This window comes from Sneathiella chungangensis (assembly GCF_009882935.1).
Classification (GTDB): domain Bacteria; phylum Pseudomonadota; class Alphaproteobacteria; order Sneathiellales; family Sneathiellaceae; genus Sneathiella; species Sneathiella chungangensis.
Genome location: NZ_WTVA01000002.1, coordinates 285803 through 301749 on the forward strand (window position 1 = coordinate 285803; position 15947 = coordinate 301749).

The 15947-nt window shown below is 55.3% G+C and carries 13 protein-coding genes; 5 read left to right on the plus strand and 8 right to left on the minus strand.

The window, feature by feature from the left end:
* The first annotated feature begins 2 nt into the window (after positions 1 to 2).
* Positions 3 to 2753 (plus strand): sensor histidine kinase, encoded by a 2751-nt coding sequence (locus GQF03_RS06310; protein WP_161338363.1) that lies wholly within the window; start codon positions 3 to 5, stop codon positions 2751 to 2753.
* A gap of 4 nt (positions 2754 to 2757) precedes the next feature.
* Here the strand turns inward: GQF03_RS06310 and GQF03_RS06315 are convergent, their stop codons facing one another.
* Positions 2758 to 3522 carry a sulfite exporter TauE/SafE family protein gene (locus tag GQF03_RS06315; RefSeq protein WP_161338364.1) on the minus strand — a complete coding sequence of 255 codons (765 nt, stop codon included), beginning with the start codon at positions 3520 to 3522 and terminating at the stop codon, positions 2758 to 2760.
* A 149-nt stretch (positions 3523 to 3671) separates the two neighbouring features.
* Here GQF03_RS06315 and GQF03_RS06320 point away from each other — a divergent pair, with 149 nt between their 5' ends.
* The 4 genes from GQF03_RS06320 to GQF03_RS06335 all read left to right on the plus strand — a co-directional run bounded on the left by GQF03_RS06320 (position 3672) and on the right by GQF03_RS06335 (position 7752).
* On the plus strand, positions 3672 to 4676 hold the full coding sequence (locus GQF03_RS06320; RefSeq protein WP_161338365.1) for a zinc-dependent alcohol dehydrogenase family protein: 1005 nt from the start codon (positions 3672 to 3674) through the stop codon (positions 4674 to 4676).
* Positions 4677 to 4702: 26 nt separating this feature from the next.
* On the plus strand, positions 4703 to 5548 hold the full coding sequence (locus GQF03_RS06325; protein WP_161338366.1) for an ureidoglycolate lyase: 846 nt from the start codon (positions 4703 to 4705) through the stop codon (positions 5546 to 5548).
* Between the two features lie 20 nt (positions 5549 to 5568).
* Positions 5569 to 6789, plus strand: coding sequence for a serine hydrolase domain-containing protein (locus tag GQF03_RS06330; protein ID WP_161338367.1), 1221 nt, complete (start codon positions 5569 to 5571; stop codon positions 6787 to 6789).
* A 132-nt stretch (positions 6790 to 6921) separates the two neighbouring features.
* Positions 6922 to 7752, plus strand: coding sequence for a GNAT family N-acetyltransferase (locus tag GQF03_RS06335; RefSeq protein ID WP_206376359.1), 831 nt, complete (start codon positions 6922 to 6924; stop codon positions 7750 to 7752).
* Here GQF03_RS06335 and GQF03_RS06340 read toward each other — a convergent pair.
* The 7 genes from GQF03_RS06340 to GQF03_RS06370 form a co-directional block, all read right to left on the minus strand.
* Entirely contained in the window at positions 7749 to 8945 is a 1197-nt protein-coding gene (locus tag GQF03_RS06340; protein ID WP_161338369.1) for a urate hydroxylase PuuD, read from the minus strand. The genes GQF03_RS06335 and GQF03_RS06340 overlap by 4 nt on opposite strands.
* Positions 8946 to 8960: 15 nt before the next feature.
* Positions 8961 to 10169, minus strand: coding sequence for a cysteine desulfurase family protein (locus GQF03_RS06345; protein WP_161338370.1), 1209 nt, complete (start codon positions 10167 to 10169; stop codon positions 8961 to 8963).
* Between the two features lie 3 nt (positions 10170 to 10172).
* Complete coding sequence (locus tag GQF03_RS06350) at positions 10173 to 11180, minus strand: adenosine deaminase (protein ID WP_161338371.1); 1008 nt, start codon at positions 11178 to 11180, stop codon at positions 10173 to 10175.
* Between the two features lie 82 nt (positions 11181 to 11262).
* Positions 11263 to 12342, minus strand: coding sequence for a BMP family ABC transporter substrate-binding protein (locus tag GQF03_RS06355; RefSeq protein ID WP_161338372.1), 1080 nt, complete (start codon positions 12340 to 12342; stop codon positions 11263 to 11265).
* Positions 12343 to 12382: 40 nt separating this feature from the next.
* A complete protein-coding gene (locus GQF03_RS06360; protein WP_161338373.1) occupies positions 12383 to 13312 on the minus strand; it encodes an ABC transporter permease in 930 nt (309 codons plus the stop codon).
* The gene (locus tag GQF03_RS06365; RefSeq protein WP_162858435.1) at positions 13312 to 14388 is read right to left on the minus strand and encodes an ABC transporter permease; all 1077 of its coding nucleotides are present in this window, start codon (positions 14386 to 14388) and stop codon (positions 13312 to 13314) included. The genes GQF03_RS06360 and GQF03_RS06365 overlap by 1 nt, the downstream gene beginning before the upstream one ends.
* On the minus strand, positions 14378 to 15931 hold the full coding sequence (locus GQF03_RS06370) for an ABC transporter ATP-binding protein (RefSeq protein WP_161338374.1): 1554 nt from the start codon (positions 15929 to 15931) through the stop codon (positions 14378 to 14380). The genes GQF03_RS06365 and GQF03_RS06370 overlap by 11 nt, the downstream gene beginning before the upstream one ends.
* Positions 15932 to 15947 lie beyond the last annotated feature (16 nt).

The window sequence follows — 15947 nt, forward strand, 5'->3', positions numbered from 1 at the left end:
TTATGTCGGGCGGCGTTGTCCTTACCGTTTCCTTGCTGTATCTCGGGCTTCTTTTCGCGATTGCGCAGGTTGTCGATCTTCAGGCGGCGAAGGGACGTCCGCTCACCCGAAACCCTTATATTTATACGCTCTCAATCGCGGCATATTGCACGTCCTGGACTTTCTACGGCAGTGTCGGATTGGCCGCCACCCGGGGACTAGACTTTTTGCCTATCTACCTGGGGCCGACCCTTGTCTTCATTCTCTGGTCGGTGATCTGGATAAAGATTGTGCGTATCTGCAAAGTGCACCGGATCACGTCGATCGCCGATTTTATCGCCTCGCGTTACGGCAAGCAGGCGCGTCTCGGCGGATTGGTAACGGTTATCGCGGTCGTCGGGACCACCCCTTATATTTCGCTGCAGTTGAAATCCATCGCCACCAGTTTTCGCATCCTTGTCAGCTCCTCCGAGCAAGCGTTGCTACATGCGCCGAGCGAGCCGATATTTTTCATCGATACCACGCTGGTCGTTGCTCTTGCGCTTGCACTTTTTGCCATTCTGTTTGGTACACGCCATATCGATGCGAGTGAGCATCATGAAGGTCTGGTTGCTGCCATCGCATTTGAATCAGTGGTCAAGCTCGTAACCTTCCTCGCTGTCGGTTTTTTCGTCACATTCGGATTGTTCAACGGGTTTGGGGATCTGTTTTCGACGGCGGCTGATAAGGGGCTGAATAACTTATTTACGGTTTCCAAGGATCACGACTACAGCCTCTGGATGACGATGACAGTTCTTTCCATGGCGGCGATTATCTGTCTGCCGCGTCAGTTCTATATGACGGCGGTGGAGAATCCCGATGAATCGTTTTTGCGCAAAGCAACCTGGCTGTTCCCGCTATATCTTCTGGTGATTAATATCTTCGTGCTGCCAATTGCGCTTGCGGGTCGACTTTCCTTCGATGGAATTTCGGCTGATGCCGACATGTTTATGTTAACAGTCCCGCTTTTTCATGATCAGGCAATACTGGCTTTGGTCGCTTTTGTCGGCGGCCTGTCGGCGGCGACATCGATGGTTATCGTCGCGTCCATTGCCCTTAGCACGATGGTCTGCAACGACCTTATCATGCCCCTGCTTCTGCGATGGCGCTGGCTCAATATCAGCAAGAATGACGACTTGACCGGACTTTTGCTGACAATCCGGCGCGTCAGTATTCTGCTGATCCTGATCCTTGGCTATATCTATTATCTTATTGCCAGCGAATCCTACTCGCTGGTGACAATTGGGTTGGTTTCCTTTGCCGCCGCGGCCCAGTTTGCGCCGTCAATTATCGGCGGAATTTTCTGGAAAGGAGCGTCCTACAGGGGGGCCGTGACCGGCCTTGCGCTCGGTTTTCTGGTCTGGCTCTATACCCTGCTGCTTCCCTCTTTCGCGCAATCCGGCTGGCTTCCCTTGAGCTTTATAGAGGAAGGACCTTATGGCTTAGAGTTTCTTAAACCCTATGCGCTGTTCGGAATGGAGGGGTTCGACCGGCTGACTCATGCACTCTTCTGGAGCATGTTCGCCAATATCGGCGCCTATTGGATGGTTTCCCTGCTATCGCATCAAACCGCGATCGAACGCATTCAGGGAACACTGTTTGTCGACGTGTTCGGGCATACGGATGACGAGCGCGACAGTCGCTACTGGCGGGGGTCCGCGACGGTTGCCGATCTCCAGCAGCTGGTGGGTCGTTTCGTCGGCGTCCAGCGAGTGGCTCTGGCCTTCTCCGATTTTGCCGCTGAACGCGATATCAATTTACGCAAGAGCCAATCCGCCGATGCGGCGCTGCTGGATTTTGCCGAGAAGATGCTGGCCGGCGCCATCGGATCAGCCACGGCCCGGGTGATGGTCGGCTCCGTCGTCAAGGGCGAAATCGTCGGCCTTGATGAGGTCTATCGTATCCTCGACGAAACGAGCCAGGTGATTGAATACAGTCACCGCCTTGAGCAGAAATCCGCTGAACTGGAGCGGGCGACCGCGCAACTGCGCAACGCAAATGAGCGGCTCAAGGAATTGGATTCCCTAAAAGATCACTTCCTTTCCATGGTCAGCCACGAATTGAGAACGCCCCTCACGTCCCTTCGCGCCTTTGGCGAAATCCTTATCGACAATCCCGAAGTATCACCGGAGGAGCGGGAGCGGTTTCTGAATGTCATCATCAAGGAAAGCTCGCGCCTTACCCGCCTGATTGACCAGTTGCTCGACCTCGCCCGGATGGAGGCCGGACAGATGGACTGGTCGCTCGACACTGTCGACATGGATGGAACCCTCAAGGAGGCGATGGCGACGCTCGCGGGGCTGATCAAGGAGAGTGAAGTTGACGTCGCAATCGTTATCCCGAATGACTTGCCGAAGGTACGGGCGGACCGGGACCAGTTAATACAGGTAATTATCAATCTTGTCTCCAACGCCATCAAGTTCTGCGACAAAGCCAAAGGGCACATTGACGTCGCGGTCACATCGGGAGATGACGTGCTGGAAGTGAGCGTAGCCGACAACGGCAAGGGCATTCCGGTTAATATGTTGGAGAAAATATTCGAGAAATTTCATCAGTCGATTGACCGCGACGAAGATAAACCGCAAGGGTCCGGTCTCGGTCTTGCGATTTGCCGCGAAATCGTCACGTTCCTTGGCGGCAAAATCTGGGTCACCAACAGGAAGGACGGGGGCGCGGTTTTCACCTTTACCGTCCCCCGCGCCGATCGGCTGGACGTCAGGATTTCCGCGGAGTAAATCTTTAGTTAAAAGCGCGATAGATCATAATTACGCCGATCAATGCGACCAGCATGAGCACGATTTTCTTGAACGTCACCTGATCGATCCGATGGCGAACCTTGGTGCCCGCCCACATCCCCGCGAAGAGAGGGATAAGCCCGATCAGGCTATAGGCAATTTCCGTGGGCTTCAGGAAATCCATGCTTTGCAAACTGAGAAGCAGGAAGATGCTGCCGCCAAACAGCATGACGCTGACGGCGGCGACGAATTTCTCTTTTTGCAGGCCGAGTGCAATAAAGAATAACACGGGCAGGGTTCCATAAAGGGTCGTTATGCCGCCAATAATGCCGGCAACGACGCCAACCACAGGGCCATAAATTTTCTCATGTTTGCCGAGGAAGGCAAAAGAGACGCCGTAATAATCAAGCGCCGAAATCACTATGAGAAATATGCCAACGGCGATCAGAAGAAACTTCGTATCGACGGTGGACAGCGCGAAAACACCTATCGGCAAACCGATAAACAACCCGAGGAAAATCCGCCAGTGACGACTCACACTGGATTTTATATGCCCCGAAACCATCATCTGGACGAAATTCGTAATCACCATCGGTACAGTCATTATCGAGACAGCCGCGGGAAGTGACATGAAAAACACGATGATCGGGACCGCGATGGTCGGCAAACCGAAAGCTGAGATACCCTTTACAAAGCCGCCAAGCGCAAAGGCAATACAGACGACCAGCAAATGTAAAAGATTGAATTCAGGCAGATATTGGGCAATCATGACCGGGCTTCGTTCAGAAAAATAAATAAGCAGCGCGGGGAGGAAGAAATTCCCGACTGTCACTTGACCTATGGACCATAAAAAATGCTTTGCCGCAAACAAAATTCATCTTATTCCGTCCAACCCTTGCCCAATTCGGGATGTCGATCATGAAAGCCTGGGTGATCAATAAAAAGGGGGGGATCGACGGCCTGGAATTGATAGACAGGGATATTCCGAAGCCGGGGCCGAGGGAAATTTTGGTTCGACTAAAGGCGAATTCGATCAATTTTCGCGACCTTTCGACGATAAAAAACGCGAGTGCGCGCGGTATATCCGGCCAGAGGATCCCGAACTCGGACGGGGCCGGCATCGTCGAGGAGACCGGACCGGGTGTGACGGCCTTCAAATCCGGTGACCGGGTTGTCGGCACCTTTTTCCAAAACTGGCTGAGCGGCCCTATCCACGACGGCGTCATGCCAAGCGCTCTGGGCGGACCGATCGACGGGCTGCTGTGCGAATATGCGCTGTTGAAGGAATCGGGGGTGCTTCCCGTTCCGGCACATTTATCCTTTGAAGAAGCCGCGACCTTGCCTTGCGCCGGACTGACTGCCTGGAATTGTCTGATAGAGGGTGGAAAGGCGCGGGCGGGCCAGACCGTTCTGCTGCTCGGCACCGGAGGCGTTTCCATATTCTCACAACAGCTGGCCAAGATGTCGGGCATCAGGACCATCCTGACGTCCAGCAGTGACGAAAAGCTCGCGCGGGCTAAAAAACTTGGCGCGAATGATGTCGTCAATTATCGCGAGCATCCGAACTGGGAAGAAAAGGTACTAGAATTGACGGAGGGGCGAGGCGTCGATCTGGTGGTCGAGGTCGGCGGTGCAGGTACGCTTGAAAAATCGATTGCGGCTGTTCGTGTGGGTGGCCGGATTTCCCTCATCGGCGTATTGACGGGGGGACAGATTGATCCGACATCCATCATGCGGAAATCCGTAACTCTTCAAGGGATATATGTCGGTCCACGTGATATGTTTTCGCGTCTGAATACGGCAATCGCGCACAACGGCCTTCGTCCCGTCATTGACGAGACTTTCGAATTCAAGGACGCGAAGGCGGCCTATCGGGCGATGGAGAAAGCCGGACATTTCGGGAAAATCGTAGTCAAGATTTAGCTGCATGCTGCACGACAGGAGCAAGAATGAAATTATTAAGATATGGCCCGCCGGGTGCTGAGAAACCGGGCATTTTGGATGACGCGGGTGGAATTCGCGATCTTTCGGCTGTCATCCCTGATATTTCCGGCGAGGTCTTGTCGGACGAGGGTTTGGAGAAAGTCCGCGCCCTCGATCCGGCAACGCTTCCTGTTGTAGAGGGAAATCCTCGAATAGGCCCTTGCGTTGGCAATATAGGCACCTTTATCTGTATCGGTCTTAACTATTCGGACCATGCCAAAGAGGCAGGGATGCCCGTGCCGACTGAACCGATTGTTTTTTTGAAGGCGGCATCCGCTGTCTGCGGGCCCAATGACAATGTAGAGATTCCACGAGGCTCGACCAAGACGGACTGGGAGGTTGAGCTCGGCGTCGTGATCGGCAAGCGTGCAAAATATATCAGTGAAGACGAGGCGCTTGATCATGTGGCGGGGTACTGCGTCGCCAACGATGTGTCCGAGCGGGAATTTCAATCAGAACGCGGTGGCCAATGGACGAAGGGCAAAAGCCACGACACCTTCGCGCCGATCGGTCCCTGGCTGGTGACGCGCGATGACGTGCCGGACCCGCAAAACCTGGACCTCTGGTTGGAGGTTGACGGCGTGCGGCGTCAGAATGGCAATACCGGCACGATGGTCTTCGGCGTTCCAAAAATCATCTCCTACCTCAGCCATTTCATGACGCTGAATCCCGGTGATGTAATCTCGACAGGCACGCCGCCCGGCGTCGGCATGGGGCACAAGCCGGACCCGATATACCTCAGGCCCGGACAGGTGATGACGCTGTCGGTGGCCGGGCTTGGAACGCAAACACAGACCACGGTTAAGGCATAACAGCAATAAGAGGGAAATAGATGCTAACAGCGGTTCAAAAGCCCGAAAGCCTTGGTTTCAGTTCAAAGCGTCTTCAGTTGATCACGGACTGGATGCAAAGATATGTTGATGGCGGCAAGTTACCAGGCGCCCAGACGGTCATCGCCCGGGGCGGGAAAATAGCCTATGCGAGGTCGGTCGGTCTGCGGGATATCGAGAAAAAAGCGATATGGGGCGATGATACCATGGCGCGCTTTTATTCGATGACCAAGCCGGTGACGTCCGTCGCCCTCATGATGCTGTATGAAAAGGGACTTTTCCATCTCGACGATCCTGTCGAGGCCTTCATCCCGGCCTTCAAGGACATGCAGGTGCTGCGGGCGCAGGCGCGAAGCATTGAGGATACCGAGCCAGCGAAATCCAGGATCACGATCCATAATCTTCTCACCCATATGTCCGGGATGACCTATGGATTTAACCTCGGTGTCCTCGGCAATCACTATGAAGCGGCGAAGATGGATTTCGGCCCGAGAGGCGGGACGCTCGAAAGTGAGATCGACAGGCTAGCGCAAATGCCTCTCCTGTTCGATCCGGGAACGCGCTGGAACTATGGCGTGTCGACGGACGTGGCTGGTCGTCTGGTCGAGATTATCTCCGGACAGGATCTTAAGTCCTATTTCCATGAGAATATTTTCGGTCCGCTCGGCATGGTTGACACCGATTTCGGTGTGCCGAAAGAGAAGCTGGGCCGGTATGCAGCCGCGTATGGCGCGGATGAGAAGGGCGGTATCAAGGTCCTGGATCCGGCGGAAGAGAGCGTCTTCAAAATGGAGAAGGTCGTCTGCTATTCCGGTGGCGGCGGCATCATCTCGACCGCGTCGGATTATCTAAAGTTCGCCGAAATGATCCGTCGCCGCGGCGCATTCGAGGGCGGCCGCCTGCTTGGGCCACGTACTGTGGATTTTATGACCAGCAATCATCTGGATGGCGATCTCGCCCGTTATGGCCAGCCGGTTTTCTCGGAAGTCTCGTTCGTGGGTGTCGGTTTTGGGCTTGGCGGTTGGGTCATGCTGGAGCCGGCGCTTTCGCAAATGATGGGATCACCGGGAGATTTTGGCTGGGGCGGAATGGCGAGCACGGTTTTCTGGGTAGACCCGGTCGAAGACATGACGGTTCTGTTCTTGACGCAATTTATCCCGAGTAGTTTCTATCCGCTGCGAAAAGAACTCCGGGCGCTCGTTTATCAGGCGCTGGTCGACTGACTTTCCTTTACGCCGCGTTGTCGCCTTCCTGACATAAAACAGCAATTTTAACGTCACCAAGCCGACATGTCGTCGCAACAATAGTTTGAGATACCTTCTGCAATCTCTCGTTGGAGTATGCAGGAGTGTATCTTGGAACCATTGCGATTTAACAACCTCGAACTTCGTCTGGCGCATAACGCGACGGATATCGATGCCGCGCAGGCGCTGCGCTACCGGATTTTCTATGAAGAGATGGGCGCTACGCCTTCACCTTTTTGCCTGGAAAAAGCGCGCGACGTCGACAGGTTCGATGAAATTTGCGACCATCTTCTGGTCGTGGATCTTGAGAAAAGTACCCCGGCCAAGCCGCATGTCGTCGGCACCTACCGTTTCCTCAGAAGCAGTGTCGCCAGAAAGCACGGCGGCTTTTATTCCGAATCCGAATTTGATCTCGGCCACTTGAAAATCTTCCCGGGGGAAATCATGGAGCTCGGCCGCTCCTGTATCGATGCGGCCTATCGCCGGCGTGGTGCCATGCAGCTTCTCTGGCGCGGGATTGCGGCCTATATCCATATTCACGAAGTGCAGGTGATGTTCGGCTGCGGCAGCATTCATGGCACGGATCTTGAGGAACACGCCAGGGTTCTCTCCTACCTGCATCACTATCACAAGGCCCCTGGACATCTGCGGCCTCGCGCGCTTGATGAGATTTATATCCCGATGAAGATGATGAAGCGCAAGGAGGTCGATATCGAGCTTGCGCAGCGTCAACTTCCACCGCTTCTGAAAGGATATTTGCGCCTGGGTGGTTATATTGGAGATGGCGCGGTGATCGACCGTCAGTTCAATACCATCGATGTCTGCGTCATCGTCGAGACGGAGAACGTCACCGGAAAGTATATCCGGCATTTTTCACGGGACCGGAAAGGAAAAGTCGCTGGCGCTGTCGCGACCGGCAATCCGGTTCAGATCTATTCCTAATCCGTCGACGCGCCCTGGGATATCCACCAGCCGATGAGCTTGCGTTCCTCGTCGGTCATCTTGGTGAGATTTCCAAGCGGCATCGTTTTCGTATCGACCGTCTGCTGGCGGATGCGTGTTTTCTCTCGCGCAATCTGCGCTGGCGTCTCCAGCCGCACGCCCTTTGGCGGGCTGTCGAAATCCGGATTGGACGGTTTTGCCGCATGACAGCTGGTACAGCGATCATGAATTATTTTCTCGACGGTGGCGAAGGATATGTTCTCGGCCGGCGCGTCGTCGTCGGAGGCGGGGGCCGCCAAATAGGCAATCGCAAAGAACAGAATGAAGGCGATGGGGAGCAGGATGAAACCCTCTTTCGCGCGACCCTGGTTTTTCATATTGAAAAAGTGCCGGACGAGAACACCGACGAGAGAGATACCGGCAAGGAGCAGCCAGTTAATGTCGCTGCCATATGTCATCGGGTAGTGATTGCTGATCATGATGAACAGCACCGGCAAGGTGAAGTAGTTATTATGGAGTGAGCGTTGCTTTGCCCTCAGGCCGTATATGGGGTCCGGCGCTTCCCCCTTTTTCGCGGCGGTTACCAAAGCGACCTGTCCCGGAATAATCACCACCAGCACGTTCGCGGCCATAATCGTTCCCATTATCGCGCCGACATGAATATAGGCGCCGCGCCCGCTGAAGACATGCGACAATCCGAAGGCGGCAAGGGTGAGAAGGATGAAGAGGATAAGCCCGAAGACAGCCTGGTTGTTGATCAGCGGCGACTTGCAAAGAAGATCATAGATGATCCAGCCGCCGGCAATTGATCCGACGCCGATCAGTATGGCGGTATCCGTTGAAATATCCGCGATGCTCCGGTCGATCAGATAGATGTCGGCGCTGAAATAGTAGAGAATCGTCAGCAGTATGAATCCGCTGATCCAGGTGAAATAGGCTTCATACTTGAACCAGTGCAGGGTTCTGGGAATTTCAGGCGGCGCCAGCCGGTATTTCTGCACCTCGTAAAATCCGCCGCCATGAACCGCCCAGAGCTCACCCCCGACGCCGGCTTTGTCTTTGTATCCGTCCTTTTCCGGCGGCGTAAGGTTCATGTCGAGCCAGACGAAATAAAATGAGGCTCCGATCCAGGCGATGCCGGTGATCATGTGAATCCAGCGGACCGCCAATTGCGCCCATTCCATCAGTTCCATGGCGAGCAACTCCCCCTACAACAATTCATTGGTCGACATCTGCTTGCGATAGCCCTCGATAAGTTTACGCGCGGCAAAGTTCACCTCTGTCAGGCTGGTGGGACGGCCAATCCCCAAACGTAGCGTTGCCGCCGCGTCACTTGCGCTTCGTCCCATGGCGCGCAACACATGGGACGGCTCGGATTGAAGAGAACTGCAGGCGGACCCCGTACTTAATGCGAGCTCCGGTAGCTCATGGAGCAGGTCCTCGGCGTCGGCATGACGGAGGTTGATGCTGAGGCAGCCTGGAATATGCGGCGCTTCCTCCCCGTTAAAAACCACCGCGTCGCCAAGTTCCGCCCGCAACTGTTCAGTAAGGGTCCGGCGAAGGAGAGTAAGGCGGCGTGCTTCCGCGTCGCGGTTTTCCATGGCAATACGGCAGGCTTCACCAAGTCCGACGCAGAGCGCCGTCGGCAGGGTTCCCGGGCGAATAGATCTTTGCTGCGATCCTCCATGCATGAGCGGTGCGAGCTCTGTTCCCTCCCTGATGTAAAGGGCGCCGATACCCATCGGCCCATAAATTTTATGTCCGGAAAGGCTGAGAAGATCGAGATGCAATGCGTTGATATCGATCTCCTGTGTCGAGATGACCTGCGCGGCGTCGCTGTGAAAGGCGATGTTTCGTTCCGTGCAAATTTGCCCGATTGCCTCCAGGTCCTGGCAGACGCCGGTTTCGTTATTTGCTGCCATAACGGAGATAAGGATTGTCTCTGGCCGGATCGAATTGATCAGCTCATCGATGTCAAGGAGACCATTTCCGTCGACCGGGAGTAACGTCACCTCAACGCCTTCGCGTTCGCTGAGATGCCGGAGGGGCTGGAGAACGGCCTCATGTTCCGTCGCGACGGAAATGATGTGACGCGCGCCTTCTTTTGCGCGCGCAAATCCGAGGAGTGCAAGATTATTGGCTTCAGTTGCACCCGATGTGAAAATGATTTCGTGAGGCTTCGCATTGATCAGGGCGGCGATATGACCTTGCGCGATCTCGATCGCTTGCCGCGCCCTGTGGCCGAAGCTGTGCGTGCTGCTGTGGGGATTGCCTGCGACATTCCCAAGCCATGCCGACATCGCATCCTCGACCCTCTCATCCAAAGGCGTGGAGGCCTGGTAATCGAGGTAAAGGGGCAGGGACAGTAATTCTCCCTCAAAAAAGATTTCGCGACGTTGATCGAAATTACCGGCCATCGGTCAGGCACCGTAGGCATCGAGCCTGGCGATCATTGCCTGCTTTTCCGCCGGGCTGCAGAAGCTCGCTTCGAAGCCGTTTCGCGCAAGTGTCATTATTTGTGCCTTTGTAAGGTCAAGGCTTTCGGTGATCGCTTTGTAATTCTCGTTCACATAACCGCCGAAATAGGCCGGATCGTCAGAGTTGACGGTCGCTTTCAGTCCTAGTTCCAGCATTTTCCGGATCGGATGATCGCGCATGTCCTTGACCCCGGCGAGCTTGAAATTCGACAGCGGGCAGACAGTGAGCGCCATCTGCTCCTTCACAAGCCGGTTGACCAAATCGGCATCTTCAAGGGACCGATTGCCGTGGTCCAGCCTGTCGATTTTCAAAAGATCGAGGGACTCATACACATATTCCGGTGGGCCTTCCTCTCCGGCATGGGCGACGGCAAGAAATCCTGCGGATTTTGCCTTATCGAAAACCCGCGCGAATTTGGCGGGAGGATGGCCCAATTCCGATGAATCGAGCCCGACACCAACGATCCGGTCACGATAGGAAAGCGCCTGATCAAGTGTCGAGAATGCAGCCTCTTCCGTCAGGTGGCGGAGAAAACACATGATCAACCGGGTGGTAATGCCGTATTTTTTTCGCCCATCTTCCAGCGCGCGCGTAATGCCGTTGATGACATCGGCAAATGGGATACCCCGATCGGTATGCCCCTGCGGATCGAAGAAAATTTCCGTGTGAATGACGTTTTGCTCATGCACTTTGGTGAGATAGGCAAAGGTGAGATCGTAGAAATCCTGTTCCGTGATCAAGACGCTCATGCCCTGATAATAGATATCGAGAAAGTCCTGAAGATTTGAAAACTGATAGGCGTCGCGGACTTCCTCGATGCTTTTGAACGGGATGTCGACCCCGTTGCGGCGGGCGAGCGCAAACATCAACTCGGGCTCCAGGCTGCCCTCTATATGAAGATGCAGCTCGGCTTTCGGCATGTTTTCGATAAAGCTGTTCAAATCCGCCATAACCGGATCTCATCCATATCACAAAAGAAAAACTCGTCCCTGCCGGCGTTTCAGCCGGCAGGGAAAGGGTTACTGTCCGAATTTACTTCGGCAGCTGGCCTTCAACGCCTTCGACATACCAGTTCATGCCGAGGAGCACGCCATCGTCGAGGGCTTCACCCGCCGCGGCACCAACGGAACCGTCCTGCTTGTTGAAGGGACCGGCGAAGGGGACAATCGATCCGTCCTCGATGCCTTTGCGTGTTTCTTCCGCAAGGGCGACCACATCAGCCGGGATCGCCGAATTATAAGGCGCCAGTTCGACCATTCCCGATTTCAGGCCGCCCCATGTGTCTTCGGATTTCCAGGTGCCATCCAGCACGGCTTTCGTCCGGGCGACGTAATAGCCGTCCCAATTGTCGACGATCGCGGTAAGCTGCGCTTTCGGCGCGAATTTTGACATGTCAGAGGCCTGTCCGACCGCCCAGACGCCGCGGCTTTCAGCAACCTGCAGCGGTGCCGGGCTGTCCGTATGCTGCAATATTACGTCTGCACCCTGATCGATGAGGGCCTTTGCCGCGTCACCTTCCTTACCCGGATCATACCAGGTGCTGACCCAGGCGACTTTCACCGTGACATTGGGGTTAACGCTGCGGGCGGCGAGGGTCATCGCGTTAATGCCTCGGACCACCTCGGGAATTGGGAAGGAACCGACATATCCGATGACGTTGGATTTTGTCATTTTACCGGCGATCTTGCCAACCACGTAGCGGCCTTCATAAAAGCGCGAGGAATAGGTGCTGACATTATCGGCGCGTTTGTAGCCGGTCGCATGTTCGAACTTCACGTCCGGAAACTGCTTCGCGACTTTCAGCGTCGGGTTCATGAAACCGAAAGACGTCGTGAAGATCAGCTTGTGGCCATCCGCTGCCATCTGGCGGATCACGCGTTCACTGTCCGGGCCTTCCTTCACGCTCTCGACAAAGGTTGTTTTGACCTTATCGCCGAATTCCTTCTGGACGGCCTGGCGGCCGACATCATGACGGTAGGTCCAGCCATGGTCGCCTACGGGGCCGACATAGATAAAGCCGATCTTGTCCTCTGCGCTGGCGGCACTTCCCATCAGCATGCCCGCGGCAATCGCGGCGGCGCCAAAAAGGGATGAGATATGTTTTAACTTCATTACTTTCTCCTTTGTCATCACGGTTGTTGTTTATGATACCTTACGCCGCCGGATGGAATATCTTGCCAATACAGGCCGGCGCATGTTTGCGAATTCGGGATTGATCTTTCGATATCAGGACGAGCACAAGAACGGTTGCAAGATAGGGTAACATCGAAAGCACTTGTGACGGCACGTTAAGTCCGGCGGCCTGCGCGTGCAACTGCAAAATCGTGATGCCGCCGAACATATAGGCACCGACGAGGACCAGGCCGGGTTTCCAGGTGGCAAAGACAATAAGCGCAAGGGCGATCCAGCCACGACCAGCCGTCATGTTTTCCGCCCACATCGGGGTATAGGCGAGGGAAAGGTAGGCGCCGCCAATCCCGGACATCGCGCCGCCGAACATTACCGCCATGTAACGGATTGCAATCACCGGATATCCGATGGAATGGGCCGCATCATGGGAGTCGCCAACGGCCCGTAAAATCAGCCCGCCTTTTGTCTTATAGAGAAACCAGCTTACGACGATGACCATGAAGAAGGATAGATAAACAAGCGCATCCTGACCGAAGACAATTGGTCCGATGAACGGTATATCAGACAGGCCCGCGATATCGAGCTTTGCCAGCGCCTGCACCGGCTCGCCGACAAATTCCTGACCCATCAGCGCACTCAGCCCGACTCCGAACAGGGTCAGCGCAAGGCCCGTCGCCACCTGGTTCGCCATCAACGAAAGGGTCAAGACGCCGAACAGGAATGCCATAATGGCGCCCGCAAGCGCCGCCGCGCCGACCGCAAGAAAATAATTGCCGGTCACAGTGGCTGCTATAAATCCGCTGACCGCGCCGACGAGCATCATGCCTTCGACGCCAAGGTTGAGGACGCCCGATTTCTCGGTAATAAGCTCCCCGATCCCGGCAAAAACAAGCGGGGTCGCCGCGGTGATAACGGTCAGAACGACAGGAACGATCCATTCAAATCCAGACATTATGGCGCCACCTTTCTCGCTGTATTCAGCCGGAAACGATAATGAACGAGAACGTCACTGGCCAGCAGGAAGAAGAGCACCATACCCTGGAACACGCCGGTCACGGCGACAGGCAGGCCAAGATTGATTTGCGCGGTCTCTCCGCCGAGATAGGTAAGGGCCATTAGAAGGCTTGCGAAGAAGATGCCGACCGGATGCAGCCTGCCAAGAAAGGCAACGATAATCGCGGTAAAGCCGTATCCGGGCGAAATGGAAGGCAGAACCTGATCTATGGGGCCGCTGACTTCTGAAAGACCCGCGACACCGGCGAGCGCCCCTCCGAAAAGAAGGGTAAACCAGACGATCTTTTTCTGGCTGAAACCGGCATAGCCGCCCGCGCGCGGGGCTTCGCCGATCACCTTGACCTGAAAGCCGATCAGCGTTCGTGCCATCATCATCCAGGCGCCGAGTACCGCCAGAAACGCGAGCAGCGTGCCAAAATGCAGGCGCGTTCCGGAAAGAAGTATTGGCATATCGGCGCTGTCGCTGAAGGTCTGCGATTCCGGGAAATTGAACCCCTGCGGGTCCCGCCACGGGCCATGAACAAGGACCGACAAAAACAGGATGGCCACATAGACCAGCATCAGGCTGGTCAGGATTTCGTTGGCATTGAAGCGTGTTTTTAAAAATGCCGGTATGCCGGCCCAGGCCGCGCCGCCGATAGCGCCCATGATGATCATCGCGGGCAGGAGAAACACGCTTTCTGTTTCGGGAAAATAAATAAACAGGCTGCTGCCGACGATGGCGCCCATGGTGAGCTGGCCTTCCGCGCCGATATTCCAGACATTGGCGCGAAATCCGACTGAAAGCCCGATGGCGCACAGCATAAGCGGCGTTGCCTTTACGAACAGCTCGGAGAATTCGTACTTTGTATCGAGAGGCGCGACAAAGAACTGGAATAGCGCCTCAACCGGGTTCACGCCGAGCAGTTCAAACAGGATGACACTGCTCAATACCGTCAGCGCGAGCGCGATGATGGGGGTGAGGTAGACCATAACGCGGGAGTATTCGGCGCGTTTTTCAATTTTAAGCAACATGGGGCGTCTCCACCGGCTCACCCATCCCGTGGGTTCCGCCCATCAACAGGCCAATTTCCTCAATCGTAATCTCCCGGAGCTCGCGACCGACCGACAGGCGGCCCTCCGATATAACCGCGATACGGTTGCTGATGGCGAATAGCTCATCGAGATCCTGACTGACAACGAGAACGGCGGCGCCGGCTTCCGCCAGATCGATCAGGGTCTGATGGATGAAGGCGGCGGCACCTGCATCGACACCCCAGGTCGGATGGGCAACAATAATGACGTTAGGGTTTTGCAGAACTTCCCGGCCGACAATAAACTTTTGCAGATTTCCGCCCGATAGCGAGTTCGCGGTGTGCGAGATACCCGGCGTTCGCACATCGAACTTTTTGACGATATCTTCGGCGTAATGCGCGGTGCCGCCGTTATCGATGAAACCACTGTTCATCAGATCCATCCGGCTGTAGCCGCTTAAAAAGGCGTTTTCCGCAAGGGTCATCTCTGGCACCGAGCCATGGCCCAGCCTGTCTTCGGGCACGAAGGCAAGGCCGAGGTCACGCCGTTCCTTTGGATTTAGGCGGGCGATGGATTTCCCGTCGAGCATGATTGCCTCGACATCACTGGAGCGAGTCTCGCCGCTCAGAGCGGAGAGAAGCTCGATTTGTCCGTTTCCAGCAACCCCGGCAATGCCCAGAATTTCGCCGGTCCGTACCTCGAAATTGATATTGGCGAGATTGACGCCGAATTCGACATCCGAGTCGATCGTCAGGTTCCTGACTTTCAACCGCACGGCCCCACCTTTTACTGCCTGATGATGTTCGGGCGCACGCAAATCGGTGCCGATCATCATTTCCGCAAGGCTTTTCGCGGTTTCTTTTGTCGGATCGCACTCACTGATATATTGGCCGCCGCGCAGGATCGTTGCCTTGTGACAAAGCGCCTTGATTTCATCCAGCTTGTGGCTGATGTAGAGAATCGAGACGCCCTCCGAAGAGAGGCGGCGCAGCGTTTCGAACATTTTCTCCGCTTCCTGCGGGGTCAGGACCGATGTCGGTTCATCCATGATCAGAAGCTTCGGATTCTGCAGAAGGCAACGGACAATCTCGATCCGTTGCTTTTCACCGACGGACAACGTATGCACCTGCCGGTGCGGTTCCAGTGGCAGCCCGTAGCTATTCGAAACCTCGATGATACGGTTTTCGAGGGCTTTCATATCCTGGCGCCCGGACATGCCGAGCGCAATATTTTCAGCGACGGTCATCGCCTCAAACAATGAAAAATGCTGGAAAACCATGCCGATTCCAATTTTCCGCGCGGCGTGCGGGTTTGAAATGGAGACGAGGTCGCCGACCCACCGGATTTCCCCTTCATCCGCCTCGAGAACTCCGTAAATAATTTTGACCAGCGTACTTTTGCCGGCGCCGTTCTCGCCGAGCAAGGCATGAATTTCACCGGGCATGATCTTGAGATTGATATGATCATTGGCCAGGCAACCGGGATAGGCCTTGGTAATCCCTCTCAATTCAAGTTGCGGTGTCCCACCGCCGCTATCGCTCATGTCGCCATCCCCCGAA

Excerpts from the sequence above, each read along its gene's own strand:
- GQF03_RS06315 (WP_161338364.1), bottom strand. The coding sequence starts at position 3,522 with ATGATTGCCCAATATCTGCCTGAATTCAATCTTTTACATTTGCTGGTC.
- GQF03_RS06345 (WP_161338370.1), bottom strand. The coding sequence starts at position 10,169 with ATGGCCGGTAATTTCGATCAACGTCGCGAAATCTTTTTTGAGGGAGAA.
- GQF03_RS06340 (WP_161338369.1), bottom strand. The coding sequence starts at position 8,945 with ATGGAACTGATGGAATGGGCGCAATTGGCGGTCCGCTGGATTCACATG.
- GQF03_RS06325 (WP_161338366.1), top strand. The coding sequence starts at position 4,703 with ATGAAATTATTAAGATATGGCCCGCCGGGTGCTGAGAAACCGGGCATT.
- GQF03_RS06320 (WP_161338365.1), top strand. The coding sequence starts at position 3,672 with ATGAAAGCCTGGGTGATCAATAAAAAGGGGGGGATCGACGGCCTGGAA.
- GQF03_RS06365 (WP_162858435.1), bottom strand. The coding sequence starts at position 14,388 with ATGTTGCTTAAAATTGAAAAACGCGCCGAATACTCCCGCGTTATGGTC.
- GQF03_RS06360 (WP_161338373.1), bottom strand. The coding sequence starts at position 13,312 with ATGTCTGGATTTGAATGGATCGTTCCTGTCGTTCTGACCGTTATCACC.
- GQF03_RS06370 (WP_161338374.1), bottom strand. The coding sequence starts at position 15,931 with ATGAGCGATAGCGGCGGTGGGACACCGCAACTTGAATTGAGAGGGATT.
- GQF03_RS06355 (WP_161338372.1), bottom strand. The coding sequence starts at position 12,342 with ATGAAGTTAAAACATATCTCATCCCTTTTTGGCGCCGCCGCGATTGCC.
- GQF03_RS06330 (WP_161338367.1), top strand. The coding sequence starts at position 5,569 with ATGCTAACAGCGGTTCAAAAGCCCGAAAGCCTTGGTTTCAGTTCAAAG.
- GQF03_RS06350 (WP_161338371.1), bottom strand. The coding sequence starts at position 11,180 with ATGGCGGATTTGAACAGCTTTATCGAAAACATGCCGAAAGCCGAGCTG.
- GQF03_RS06310 (WP_161338363.1), top strand. The coding sequence starts at position 3 with ATGTCGGGCGGCGTTGTCCTTACCGTTTCCTTGCTGTATCTCGGGCTT.